The following is a 12505-nucleotide window of genomic DNA, read 5'->3' as shown; positions in this document are numbered from 1 at the left end:
TTTTTCCTCGGTGTGCCCTCCCTTTGGGGGGGGGGGGGCGCCCCAACCTGGGCCCCCGCCCCTGGGCTGGCGGGTCAGGAGTACCAGGTGGGTTCGGGCAGTTCGCCCTCCAGGACCCAGCGGCCGACCTCGCGTCGTTTGTAGGCGACCGGATCGTGCAGGGTGTGGGTGCGGACGTTGCGCCAGAACCGGTCGAGGCCCTCGGAGGTGGAGGTGGAGCGGGCGCCGGTGACCTCGAAGATGCGGTTGCCGATCTCCAGGGCGACGTCGGTCGCGCGTGCCTTGACGGCGGCGACCCGTACCTCGAAGTCGCCGCGTGTCTGCTCGGTGACGGCGTCGGGGTCGTCGTGCAGTTTCTGTCCCTCGGCGGCGACGGTGTCGGCGAGTGCCTCGACCGCCCAGAGCTTGGCGGTGAGGTCGCCGTAGGTGTCGATGACGTACGGCTCGTCGACCGCGCGCTCGTAGCCGCCGTGCAGCCAGGAGCGGGCCTTGGTGCGGGTGTAGGTGGCGGCCGTCTCCAGGGCGCCGGCCGCGATGCCCAAGTAGAAGTTGACGAAGACGAGTTGGATGGTGGGGACGTTGAGCGTGTTGTACGTGCGCGGCCGGAATTCCTTGTCGACGTAACCGGCCGCCGAGGACCACGGGGTGCGGACGCCGTCGAGGATGACGCCGCCGCTCTCGGTGAGCCGCTGGCCGATGTTGTCCCAGTCGTCGAGGAAGGTCAGGCCCTCGCTGTCGGAGGGGACGATGGCGAAGACGTGCTGGTCGGTGCCTTCCAGGACGCCTTCGAGGACGGTGACGTCGGAGACCTTGCTGCCGGTGGAGAAGGACTTGCGGCCGGTGAAGACGAGGGCGTCGCCGTCCTCGGTGACGGTGACGTCCTTGTCGCGCGGGTTGACCGCACCGCCGAAGAACCAGCGGTTACGGGCGGCCTCGGCCTCGACGTGCTCCCACTGTTCGCGGGTGCCGACGAGGCGGGCGGCCCAGTTCCAGAGGTAGTGGTAGCCGAGGAGTTGGCCGATGGAGCCGTCGGCCTTGGCGATCTCGCGGACGACGCGGTAGGCGGTGGGCCAGTCCTGGCCTCCGCCGCCGTGCTCCGTGGGGCCGAGCAGGGTGACGAGGCCGGAGTCCTTGAGGAGTTGGACCTCGGCGTAGGGGGTGGTGCCGGCCCGGTCGCGGGCGGCGGCGTCGGTGTCGAGGACTCCGGCGACCTCGGCGGCGCGGGCGATCCAGTCCTGGGCGGACTGCGGGGCCGGGCGGGTCCCCCAGTCGGTGGGCGTGACGGTGCTCATGTCGGACGACCTCTTTCGCGGTGGGGGCGCTCAGGCGTGGACAGAGACGGGCTCGGGCTCGGTGTCCGGGAGTTGGGCTTCCAGTTCCCGCACGAGCGGCAGCACCCGCTTGCCGAAGTACTCCACCTCCTCGTGGTAGTGCAGGAAGCCGAGCAGGAGAAGGTCGACGCCCAACTTCCGGTACGCGACGATGCGTTCGGCGATCTGCTCAGGGGTGCCGATGAGTCCCGTACGGAAGCCGTCGTTGTACTGCACGAGGTCTTCGAACGTGGAGTCCTGCCACATGCCCTTGCCGTCGGCCGAGGACTGTCCGGCCTGTTTCACCGCGGCCCCGAAGCCCTCGACGGCCTCGCGGTCGGCCTTGGCGACGATCTCGCGGAGTGTGTCGCGGGCCTCGGCCTCGGTGTCGCGGGCGATGAGGAAGCCGTTGAGGCCGAACTTCGGTGCCGTGCGGCCGACTTGGGCGGCCGAGTGGCGTACGTCGGCGAGCTGTTCGGTGACGCCGTCGAAGTCCTTGCCGTTGGAGAAGTACCAGTCGGAGACGCGGCCGGCCATCGCGCGGGCCGCTGTCGAGTTGCCGCCCTGGAAGATTTCCGGGTGGGGTCGTTCGGCGGTGTTGAGGGGCTTGGGCTTGAGGGAGAAGTCGCGCAACCGGTAGAAGTCACCGGCGAGTTCGGTGTGGTCCTCGGTCCAGATCTGGCGCAGGGCCTGGATGAACTCCTCGGAGCGGCGGTAGCGCTCGTCGTGCTCCAGCCAGGGCTCGCCGAGCGCGGTGAACTCGCCCTTGAACCAGCCGGAGACGACGTTGACGGCGAAGCGGCCGTTCGACAAGTGGTCGGCGGTGGCGCCGAGTTTGGCGAGGACGCCCGGGTGCCACAGGCCGGGGTGGACGGCGGCGATCACCTTCAGGCGCTGGGTGGCGAGGAGGAGGGCGAGGCTGAAGCTGGTCGACTCGTGCTGGAACTCGGCGCCGTAGCTGGCCATGTACCGGACCTGGCTGAGCGCGTACTCGAAGCCGTTGTTCTCGGCGAGGACGGCGAGTTCGCGGTTGTACTCGTAGCCCCAGTCGGTGCGTTGCTCGATCTTGCTGGTGACGAGTCCCCCGCTGACGTTGGGGACCCAGTAGGCGAATTTCACGGGCTCTGCGGGCATGCGGAACTCCTGTTGCGGAATGCGTTTTCGGGCGCGCCGAATCCGGCCGGGGCGAAATCCGGCGAATTTCAGGCGGGAGCGAAAAGGGAGCGGCGGATCACAGGACGGAGGTGACGGGGATCAGGCCGCGGTGCAACAGGAGGCGCTGGAGACGCGCGCGAGGTCGACATGGCGTCGCCGCGTGAGGTCCAGTCGCATCTTCATGCTGTCGATCGTGGCAGCCGTCGGCGAGGACCGTCAAGGAAAACCCGACCGGTCTCGTATCGCGGACCATTGAATTTCACGAAGGTGTGACAGGGAAACCCTTGAACGGCCCGGGAAATCGGCCGCATTCTGCGGGCATGCGGACCGAACAGCTGGAATACATAGCGGCCGTGACCCGGCTCGGCTCCCTGCGCCGGGCCGCCGAGGAACTGCGCCTGTCGCAGCCCGCGTTGAGCGAGACCGTACGGAACCTCGAACGCGAACTCGGCGTCGACCTCCTGGAGCGCAAGCGGTCCGGGGCGACGATGAGCGCGGAGGGACGGGAGCTGCTGCCGAAGATCGTCGATGTGCTGGACGCGGTGGACCGGCTGCGCGCGGCGGCCGGCGAGCAGCACCGGATCAGTCGCATGGTGCGGGTGGGCACGGTCAACGCGGCGACCGTGCCGTTGCTGCTTCCCGTCGTGCGGGACTTCCGTGCCTCGCATCCGCTGACCCAGGTCGAGGTGGTCGGCGCTCAGCAGACGGACATCCACCGGGCGCTGACGGAGGGCGGGTTCGATCTCGGGCTGGTCAATCATCTGGACGGTGACGACATGCCTGCCGACTTCGAGTCGACCGAGCTGCTGTCCGGGCTGCCGGTGGTGTGCGTGCGTCCGGACAGTCCGCTGGCGTCCCGGCCGACGGTCAGTGTGGACGACCTACTCACCGAGCCACTGATCGGTATGCGTTCCGGCTATGTGATGCACCGCTATGTCCACCGGCTGTTGGACGGTCGGGGCCCGGCCTTCGCGTACTCGACCGACGGCGCCGAGATGGGCAAGCTCATGGTCGCGGAGGGGCTGGGGGCGACGGTTCTGCCCGACTTCAGCGTGGTCGGGGACCCGCTGGAGCGGCTCGGCGCGATCACCTACCGGCCGATAGCCGGCGACACGGCCCGCGTCCTGCTGATGCTGCGCCGCCGCCGCGCGGAGTCCGTACCGCAGGCGGCCGGGGATCTGCACGAGGCGTTCCTGCGACGGGCCCGGGAGCTGAGCGGACCGACACCTGACCTTGCGGATCGTACGGTCAGTCCTCGTCGCCCGTCGGAACCACCACAAGGAACGCGTCCGACTTCAGGTCCATGACGACCCTGGCAGGCTCACCCTCGGCACGGCGCCGGGCCGCGAACTCCTCGGCAGGCCATGATCCGCGCGGAGCCCCCGCCGGAAACCGCTCCAACACCTTCGCGCCCATGTCCGCAGACACCTCCAGCATCGACCTTCGGCTCCCCGGGGGAACCGTCGTACTCGTTCACCTGCCCGCGATCGACGCCTACATGCCAAGTACTACGGCGGCCGGACGGCGCCGGGACGACGAACAGCCCGACAACTACACATAAAGGAGAAATAAGAGCAGAATGGGGAGAAGCGGCTCTTACCGCATACCGCACCAGACGCGGTCGGGCCAGTAAGTCAAAGGAGACGCATCATGGCCAACGTCTCGCACACCAGAGGTGACATAACGAGCCACCCTGATGTCTCCGAAATGCAGGCACGCTACGCCCGCATGCTCGGTGGACGCGATGTGGCGCTCGTGGACGGACCGGTGTTCCTGCTCGGTCTGTACTGCGCCGTATCCCCGTGGATACTCCACTACACGACGAGCCAGCCGGCGCTCGTGCCGCACAACCTGATCGTCGGCATCGCGATCGGCCTGCTGGCCCTCGGGTTCACCAGGGCACCGGAGCGCATGTACGGCCTCAGCTGGGCGATGAGCGCCCTGGGTGTCTGGATGATCGTCTCGCCGTGGATCGTCGGCAGCAGCCCCGACAAGGGCGTCATCCTGAACAACGTCATCATCGGCGGACTGGCCGTGCTCCTGGGCCTGGTGTGTGCCGGTACGGCGGCGCGGAGCACTCCCAAGCCGTAGAGAAGACCCGGAAGCCACAGCGAGGACCCCGCAAGGAAGGCACGCTCCCTTCAGTGGCCGCCCGGCACCAGCCAGGGCGACTGCGGGAGGGGGCTGCCGGTTTCGAGGACCGACTTCAGGTTGGACAGCACGGCCGGCCAGCCGCCGGACACGTCGGACAGCTCGCCCTCGTCGGCGAGGTCCTCATGGGTGACGGTGAGGCGCACGATGTCCTCGTGCCGCCGGATGTCGTAGGTGACCCGGGAGTACGTGTCCTCCCGGCCCTCGTTCTCCGGTGAGGTCCACGTGGTCACGAGGCGGGTCGGGCGGTCGCTCTCGACCACGGTGCCGACGACGTCGGCGATGCCGGAGCCGTCCGTGCGCACGTGTTCCCAGCGGGAGCCCGGCCGCCAGTCGGACACGTTGCTGTGGCCCCAGTAGGCGGCGGTCAGATCGGCGTCGGTGAGCGCGTCCCAGACCTTCTCGGGGGTGCTCGCGATGTAGGTGACGTAGACGAATGTCGGCTTGTCGGTCATGGCTTCCTCGGCTCTTCGCTTCAGGGCCCCGAGCGCGCGCAGTCGGGGGCGCTCGAACTTGTCGATCCAGCGCTCCTGGATCTCGTGCAGCGGGACCGGGTTGAGGTAGTGCAGCTTCTCCCGCCCGCGCCGCACCGTGCTGACCAGGTTGGCGGACTCCAGGACGGCCAGATGCTGCGTCACCGACTGGCGGGTCATGTCGATGCGCCCGCAAAGCTCCCCGAGCGTCTGCCCGTTGTGCTCGTGCAGTCGGTCCAGCAGGCGCCTGCGGGTCTCGTCGGCCAGTGCCTTGAAGACCGCGTCCATCCCTGAGTCGTGTTCGGATCGCACACTCAACGTTATGCAGGCAGTTGCCTGCATGTCAAGGTAGGCGGATTCGTCCGTTGTGCGCTCGTGTACGGCGCCTCAGTCCAGGAAGGCGCCCAGTTCGCGCCGGTGCGCGGCCACCCAGTCGTGCGCGTCCCGGACCGCGTCCACGACGCCGCTCGCCCGCAGGCCCGCCATGCCCCGTTCGCCGCGCTCGGCACCGGCCTCGATGCCTCGCCAACACCGGTCCTGCCACCACAGGACCGTGTCGAGGAGCCGGTCGGCATCGTCGAGGCCGTACGCCTCGCAGAGCAGCGCGATCCGGCGGGCGGTCCCGGGCACGTCGGTGATGCCGGGGCCGAGGTCCAGGTACTGCCAGCAGACGTGGGCGACGTCGTGGACGCGCTCCCCGGGGGAGGCGAGGTCCCAGTCGACGAAGGCCAGCGGGAGCCACGCGCTGTCGTAGACGGTGTTCTTGGGAGCCAGGTCGTTGTGACAGACGACGTCCTGGTCACCGGCCTCGGGTGTCCCGCGTGTCAGGTCGTGGAAGGCACGCACGAGCCGCGCGACGCGCACCAGGCTGTCGTCGGTGCGGGCGGCGGACTCCTCCTCGGGGCTGACGGCCGCCCGGCCCTCGACGTACTGGAACACCTCCCGCCCCTCCTCGTCCGTGCCGAGGAAACGCGGCGCCCCCGCCCAACCGCGCCGCTCGAACAGCGCGAGCAACCTGCTTACGTAGGCGGACCGTTCGGGCGGGACCGGAGTGCGCCGTACGGTCTCCCCGACCCGTACGACCTTGTTGATCGCCCCACCACCGAGCACCGATCCGTCCACCTGGCCCGCCTCCTCGAAATCGTTCGCCCGCACGAGTATCGCTGGGCACGCTGCTCGTATGGATCACGCGGAGGCGCTGCTCATCGGGGGACGCCGGGCGGCGATCAGTGAGGCCAACTTGACGGCCGTGTGGGGGAATTACGCCGCACTGGGGTACCGGCGGCTCGTGTACACGAACACGGTGAGTGTGCTCGCCGAGGTGGCCGGGCAGTTCCGTCGGGCGATGGGGCGGACGTGCGGATCGTACGGGTGCTGCCGACCGCCTCCGACGAGACCGCGGCCGAGCGACTGAACGGGAGGGAGTTGGCGCGGGAGTTGGCCAACAGTGCGCGTAAGTCACGGCTGTTGGACGAGCGGGCGCCCGTGGACACCGTGCCGGTGGTGACCGACGGGCGCTCCGTCGCCGACATCGCGGGCGAGGTGCTGACCGCGACAGGCTGGGTCAACAGCCGTTAGGACCTGTCCGGCCGTTCATGCCGCAGACGCGGGGTCTGGCACACACTCCCCCACTGCCTTAAAGGGCGTGGGTGACTCCCATCGCGTCGCCTCCCTCCTCCGCCTTGCAGCTGCACGCACCAGACCCCGCTCACCGGCACCGATCAAGTCGCCGCTGACTTCCTGCGACTTGATCGGCCCGACAGGTCCTACGCACCGGCGGGTTCGGGGTCCGGGGTCGCCTCTGTGAGGTACTCCTCCGTGATCTCCTTGGGGCCGAACGGCCACACCTTCTCGAAGCGGGCCCAGACGACGAACGCGATGCAGCCCAGGGCGAGCCAGGCGAGGGACCACTCGATGGGGTGGCGGCCCGGGGAGTTCCGGTCCGCGTAGCCGTAGATCACGCACCAGCCGACGAAGGCGACGATGCTCGGCACGGGGTAGAGCCACATGCGGTAGGGGCGGCGGAGGGTCGACTGGCGTTTGCGCAGGACCGTCAGGGCGATGATCTGGGCCAGGGCCTGGACGATGACCATGACCGTGGTCAGGAGTTGGATCAGGGTCGCGAGGTCGGTGTGGCGGCCGATCAGGAAGCCGATCGCCGTGATCACGCCCATGGTGGCCAGGCCCAGCATCGGGAAACGGTGCTTGGGGTGGAGTTTGGCGTAGGGGCGGAAGAAGACGCGTTCACGGGCCGCGTCGTAGGGCACCCGGGAGCCGCCGAGGAGGCCGGTGAAGACCGAGGCGAAGGCCGTGATCAGGATCAGGACGGTGACCGTGTCGGCGGCGCCCTTGCCCCAGGTCTTCTCCAGGACCGCCGAGGCCACCGAGGTGGAGGCGATGTCGTTCACGTTCGTCATCCGGTGCCAGTCGATGACGCCCAGGGTGCCGATCTGCAGCATCAGGTAGATCGCCATGATGCCGACGATGGAGAAGAGGATGGAGCGCGGGAGCGTACGGCCGGGGTCCTTGATCTCCGCGCCCATGTAGGCGGTGGTGTTGTAGCCGAGGTAGTCGTAGATGCCGATGGTCAGGCCGCCGGCGAAGCCGAGCCAGAAGTGGTCGCTGCCCAGGTCGAAGGCGTGCGCCGGGTAGGTGAAGGCGAGGTGCGCGCTGAAGTCGCTCGCGGCGGCCACGATGACCAGGAACACCGAGGCGATCATCACCGTCCACATCACGGCGGTGATGCGGGCGATGTTCTCGATGCCGCGCCAGAGGAGGAGGATCACCAGGGCGATGACGCCCAGGCCGATGAGGTCGCCGGAGGTCTTGCCCAGGTCCGGTGCCAGATAGCCGAGATACTGCACGAAGCCGACCACGCCCGTCGACATGATCAGCGGGATGAAGAGCATCGCCGTCCAGACGAACAGGAACGGCATCAGCCGGCCCGTGCGGTACTGGAAGGCCTGGCGCAGATAGACGTAGCTGCCGCCGGAGCCGGGCATCGCGGCGCCCATCTCGGCCCACACGAGTCCGTCGGCCAGCGCGAGGATCGCGCCCGCGACGAAGCCGATCACCGCCTGTGGGCCGCCGAACGCGGCGACCATCAGGGGGATCGTCACGAACGGGCCGATGCCGCACATCTGGCTCATGTTGATGGCGGTGGCCTGGAAGAGGCCGACGCGGCGGACGAAGCCGCCGTCTGGGGGCGGACTACCGGACATGGGGGCTCCTGAGGATGGCGTGGCTCGGGGAGGGAGAGAGGGGTGCGGCGTGCGGGCCGGTATCCGGTGGCTGACTGGGCGCTAAAGTTAAGGATCCTTACTAGACTCGTCAAGAGGGTGTCCACGATGCGTGAGAATGGTGAGATGCCCGCAGGCGACGTCGTAGAGCAGCAGGAACAGCCCTGGAGTCGCCAACGGCTGCGGAGTGTCAACGAACGGCTGCTGCTCGACCGGCTGCGCTCCGCCGGTGCCGCCTCACGCGCCCAACTCGCCCGCGACACAGGGTTGTCGAAGCCGACGGTCTCCAGTGCGCTCGCCGCCCTCGCGGAGGCGGGACTGGTGCACGAGGTCGGCACGCAGGCCCCCGAGCGCGGCCGGACCGCCGTGCTCTACGCCCCCGATCCGGCCGCGGGGTACGCGCTCGGCATCGATGTCGGCCGCAGTTGGCTGCGGGTCGCGGTCGCCAATCTCGACGGCGACGTGGTGGCCCGGGCGGATGTCCGCAACCGGGCCCGCAGCTCGGGCGCCATGGCCGAGCTGGTGGTCGCCACCGCCCACCAGGTGGTGGCGAACTCCGAGGTCGAACCGGCCGCGGTGGTGCACGCCGTGGTGGGCACCCCGGGCGTGTACGACGAGCAGCGGCGGCGGGTGCGGTACGCGATGCATCTGCCGGGCTGGGGCCGGGCCGGGCTGTTCGACCGGATGCGCGAGGACCTGGGCGTCCCGCTGGAGGTGCACAACGACGCCAATCTCGCGGCGCTGGGCGAGTACACGTACGGCGTCGGCGCGGGCAGCCGGCTGTTCGCGTACATCATGATCGGCACCGGTCTCGGCATGGGCGTGGTCAGCGAGGGGCGGCTGTTCACGGGGGCGCACGGCGGCGCCGGCGAGATCGGGTTCCTGCCGTGGCCGGGGCAGCAGAAGCCGGAGACGCTGGAGGACGCCGTGTCCGGGGTGGCCGTGGTCGAGGCGGCCCGCATGTTCGGCATGAGCGGGCAGCAGCTCACCGCGAAGGCCGTGTTCGACGCGGCTCGGCAGGGAAATGCCGCCGCGGTCAAGGCAGTTGAGCTGGAGGGCGAGCGGATCGCGCACACGGTGGCGGCGGCCGCCGCCGTCCTCGATCCGGACCTGGTCGTCCTGGGCGGCGGCGTCGGGCACAGCGTGGATCTGCTGCTGCGCCCGGTGCGGGAGAACCTGCGCGCGCTCACCCCGCTCCGCCCGAAGATCGTGCCCAGCGCGCTGGGCGAGGACGCGGTGCTGCTCGGTGCCGTGGCCACGGCCCTCGGTACCGCGCGGGACGTGGTGTTCGAGCGCCGCTCGGCATCCTGAGCAATCTCCTCACGGGCAACGATGGTTGACAGGCCTCATGTCGCGCCATACCTTCTGGTGCAGTTAGTAAAGTTTCCTAACTTGACGAGGCTGGAGACCGCCGTGTTCCACCGCCCCGCCGTTCCCCCACTTCTCAGGAGCCGTCTCACGACGGCCGCGGTTGCCCTGGGCCTCCTGGGTTCCCTCACCACCAGCGCGTGGGCGGGGGCCCGGGAGTCCTCCCCGCCTCCCGCGCAGGCCCCGGTGACCGCCGTGCGCTCGACGGCCGGGACCGCCACCCCGTTGTCCGGCTACGCGATCCAGTCGTCCGCCAAGGTCGCGGACTCCGCCGCGGCCGTGTCCTCCCCCGGCTATCCGGCGACCGGCTGGTATCCGGCCGGCGCGCGTTCGACCGTTCTCGCGGCCCTGATCGCCGACGGTGTCTACCCGGACCCCTTCTACTCCACCAACCAGCAGAAGATCCCGAAGGCCGACTTCCAGGTCCCGTGGTGGTACCGCAGCGACTTCACGGTCGCCGGCCCCAAGAAACGCACCTACCTCGACTTCAGCGGGGCGATCTCGGCGGCCGACGTCTACGTCAACGGCAAGCGGATCGCCAAAGCCTCGGACGTCAACGGTGCTTACACACAGCACGAGTTGGACGTCACCTCGCTGGTGCGCTCCGGCACGAACACGGTCGCCTTCCGCATCCAGCCGAACGACCCGAACAAGAACCTCACCATGGGCTGGATCGACTGGCTCCAGCCGCCGCCCGACGAGAACATGGGCATCGTCCGTGACGTCCTCGTCCGACGCGGCGGCCCGGTCGCGCTGCGCGACGCGCATGTGGTGACGAAGCTGGCCGTGCCGTCGCTCTCCTCCGCCGACCTCACGGTCAAGGCACAGGCGCGCAACGACTCGAACGCACCCGTGACGGCGCAGGTCAGGGGCAGCATCGGCAGCACGGCCTTCGAGAAGACCGTCTCCCTCGCCGCACACGAGACGAAGACCGTCACCTTCGGCCTCCACCTGACCTCTCCCAAGGTCTGGTGGCCCGCGGGCATGGGCGGCCAGCCGCTCTACGGCCTCGACCTCACCGCCTCCGTGGCGGGCACCGCCTCCGACACCGCGCACCAGACCTTCGGCATCCGCGACGTCCAGGCACCGCTGAACTCCGACGGCGACCGCCAGTACCGCGTCAACGGCCGCAAGTTGCTGATCAAGGGCGGCGGTTGGTCGCCGGACGAGTTCCTGCGCTGGGACAAGACGTACGTCGAGGACCGCCTGAAGTACGCCCTCGACCTGGGCCTGAACACCATCCGTCTGGAAGGGCACATCGAGCCGGACGAGTTCTTCGACCTCGCCGACCGCTACGGCATCCTCACCCTCCCCGGCTGGGAGTGCTGCGACAAGTGGGAGGGCCAGGTCAACGGGGACGAGACCGGCGACAAGTGGACCGCCGCCGACTACCCGGTCGCCAAGGCGTCGATGGCCGCCGAGGCCGCCCGGCTGCGCGACCACCCGAGCGTGATCTCCTTCCTCATCGGCAGCGACTTCGCACCTGACGCGAAGATCGAGAAGACATACCTGGACGCCCTGAAGGCCGCCGACTGGAGGACTCCGGTGGTCGCCGCCGCCTCCGCCAACTCATCGCCGGTCAGCGGCAGTTCCGGCATGAAGATGACCGGGCCGTACGACTGGATCCCGCCGAACTACTGGTACGCCAAGCGCGAGGGCGGCGCCACCGGCTTCAACTCCGAGACCAGCGCGGGCCCCGACATCCCCACCCTCGACACCCTGCGCCGGATGATGACCCCGGCCGAACTGGCCACCCTCTGGAAGAACCCGGCCGCCAAGCAGTACCACCGCTCCCCGTCCTCCACCTTCAACACCCTCAAGCTCTACGACAACGCCCTCACCGGCCGCTACGGCCCGCCGACGAGCCTGACCGACTACGTCCGCAAGGCGCAGCTGGCCCAATACGAGAACGTGCGGGCCCAGTTCGAGGCGTACGAGCGCAACGCCACCGACGCCTCGAAGCCGGCGACCGGGGTCGTGTACTGGATGTTCAACAGCGGCTGGACCTCGCTGCACTGGCAGTTGATGGACCGTTACCTCGACCAGGGCGGTGCCTACTTCGGCGCGAAGAAGGCGAACGAGCCGCTGCACATCCAGTACTCGTACGACAACCGCTCGGTCGTGGTGGTGAACAACCGGAACGCGTCAGCACGCCAACTCACCGCTCGCGCCACCCTGTTCAACACCGACGGCACGCGGAAGTACGACAAGAAGGTGACCGGGGTGCAGGTCTCCGGCGGCGGCGCGCACAGCACGGCGCTCACCCTGCCCTCGCCCTCGTCGGTGAGCGGGCTGTCGACGACGTGCCTGGTACGGCTGACCCTGAGCGACGCGTCCGGCAAGGAGGTGAGCCGGAACGTGTACTGGCTCTCCACGAAGCCCGACACGCTCGACTGGGCCCACACCGACTGGTACTACACGCCGACGACGAGTTACGCCGATCTCAAGGGGCTCGACTCGATGGCGCAGGCGCCGGTCTCGGCGACGGCGTCGACCTCGGCGGGCAAGGACGGCACGTCCACCACGACGGTGACGGTGCGCAACTCGGGGAAGGGGAAGACGCCTTCACTCCTCACCGACGTCCATCTCGTGGACTCGGCGGGCAAGCCGGTGCTGCCGGTCAAGTGGTCCGACAACGACGTGAGCCTGTGGCCCGGGGAGTCGACGACGCTGACCGTGACCTACCGGACGGCCGATCTGCACGGGTCGGCACCGCGGGTGCGGGTCTCCGGCTGGAACACACCGGAGCAGACGGTCCCGGCGGCGTGAAACCCGTGGGGCCCGGCCGCCGCCGGGCCCCACCGGTCGT

General features: G+C 69.2%; 12 protein-coding genes and 1 pseudogene. 6 read left to right on the top strand and 7 right to left on the bottom strand.

The genetic code is table 11. From position 1 onward, the window contains the following. Positions 1 to 74 precede the first annotated feature (74 nt). From AB0I69_RS48345 to AB0I69_RS48335, 3 genes are all read right to left on the bottom strand, one after another. On the bottom strand, positions 75 to 1292 hold the full coding sequence (locus AB0I69_RS48345; protein WP_363102246.1) for an acyl-CoA dehydrogenase family protein: 1218 nt from the start codon (positions 1290 to 1292) through the stop codon (positions 75 to 77). 30 nt (positions 1293 to 1322) lie between these two features. Continuing rightward, the gene (sfnG, locus tag AB0I69_RS48340; RefSeq protein WP_363102245.1) at positions 1323 to 2444 is read right to left on the bottom strand and encodes a dimethylsulfone monooxygenase SfnG; all 1122 of its coding nucleotides are present in this window, start codon (positions 2442 to 2444) and stop codon (positions 1323 to 1325) included. A gap of 120 nt (positions 2445 to 2564) precedes the next feature. Then, positions 2565 to 2642, bottom strand: coding sequence for a putative leader peptide (locus AB0I69_RS48335; protein ID WP_351520955.1), 78 nt, complete (start codon positions 2640 to 2642; stop codon positions 2565 to 2567). Between the two features lie 143 nt (positions 2643 to 2785). Here AB0I69_RS48335 and AB0I69_RS48330 point away from each other — a divergent pair, with 143 nt between their 5' ends. After that, positions 2786 to 3772 (top strand): LysR family transcriptional regulator, encoded by a 987-nt coding sequence (locus AB0I69_RS48330; protein WP_363102244.1) that lies wholly within the window; start codon positions 2786 to 2788, stop codon positions 3770 to 3772. Here AB0I69_RS48330 and AB0I69_RS48325 read toward each other — a convergent pair. Further along, the gene (locus AB0I69_RS48325; protein WP_363102243.1) at positions 3714 to 3902 is read right to left on the bottom strand and encodes a hypothetical protein; all 189 of its coding nucleotides are present in this window, start codon (positions 3900 to 3902) and stop codon (positions 3714 to 3716) included. The two genes, AB0I69_RS48330 and AB0I69_RS48325, sit on opposite strands and share 59 nt — an antisense overlap. Between AB0I69_RS48325 and AB0I69_RS48320 the strand changes: the two genes are divergently transcribed. Then, positions 3880 to 4026 (top strand): hypothetical protein, encoded by a 147-nt coding sequence (locus tag AB0I69_RS48320; RefSeq protein WP_363102242.1) that lies wholly within the window; start codon positions 3880 to 3882, stop codon positions 4024 to 4026. The two genes, AB0I69_RS48325 and AB0I69_RS48320, sit on opposite strands and share 23 nt — an antisense overlap. 89 nt (positions 4027 to 4115) lie before the next feature. Continuing rightward, complete coding sequence (locus AB0I69_RS48315) at positions 4116 to 4556, top strand: SPW repeat protein (protein WP_363102241.1); 441 nt, start codon at positions 4116 to 4118, stop codon at positions 4554 to 4556. Between the two features lie 50 nt (positions 4557 to 4606). Here the strand turns inward: AB0I69_RS48315 and AB0I69_RS48310 are convergent, their stop codons facing one another. Together AB0I69_RS48310 and AB0I69_RS48305 are read right to left on the bottom strand one after the other, a co-directional pair. Further along, the gene (locus AB0I69_RS48310) at positions 4607 to 5377 is read right to left on the bottom strand and encodes a metalloregulator ArsR/SmtB family transcription factor (protein WP_363102240.1); all 771 of its coding nucleotides are present in this window, start codon (positions 5375 to 5377) and stop codon (positions 4607 to 4609) included. A 99-nt stretch (positions 5378 to 5476) separates the two neighbouring features. Next, positions 5477 to 6244 carry a phosphotransferase gene (locus AB0I69_RS48305; protein WP_363102239.1) on the bottom strand — a complete coding sequence of 256 codons (768 nt, stop codon included), beginning with the start codon at positions 6242 to 6244 and terminating at the stop codon, positions 5477 to 5479. Positions 6245 to 6269: 25 nt separating this feature from the next. Between AB0I69_RS48305 and AB0I69_RS48300 the strand changes: the two are divergent. After that, a pseudogene (locus AB0I69_RS48300) lies at positions 6270 to 6667 on the top strand (hypothetical protein). 188 nt (positions 6668 to 6855) lie between these two features. Here the strand turns inward: AB0I69_RS48300 and AB0I69_RS48295 are convergent. Continuing rightward, the gene (locus AB0I69_RS48295; RefSeq protein ID WP_363102238.1) at positions 6856 to 8310 is read right to left on the bottom strand and encodes an APC family permease; all 1455 of its coding nucleotides are present in this window, start codon (positions 8308 to 8310) and stop codon (positions 6856 to 6858) included. Positions 8311 to 8454: 144 nt separating this feature from the next. Between AB0I69_RS48295 and AB0I69_RS48290 the strand changes: the two genes are divergently transcribed. Next, positions 8455 to 9639, top strand: coding sequence for an ROK family protein (locus AB0I69_RS48290; protein WP_363102237.1), 1185 nt, complete (start codon positions 8455 to 8457; stop codon positions 9637 to 9639). 102 nt (positions 9640 to 9741) lie between these two features. Then, positions 9742 to 12465 carry an exo-beta-D-glucosaminidase gene (locus AB0I69_RS48285; RefSeq protein ID WP_363102247.1) on the top strand — a complete coding sequence of 908 codons (2724 nt, stop codon included), beginning with the start codon at positions 9742 to 9744 and terminating at the stop codon, positions 12463 to 12465. The last annotated feature ends 40 nt before the right edge of the window (positions 12466 to 12505 follow it).

This window comes from Streptomyces sp. NPDC050508, assembly GCF_040655155.1.
Lineage (GTDB): Bacteria > Actinomycetota > Actinomycetes > Streptomycetales > Streptomycetaceae > Streptomyces.
The sequence above is the reverse complement of the archived record's forward strand: the minus strand, read 5'-3'. Positions and strand labels throughout refer to the sequence as shown.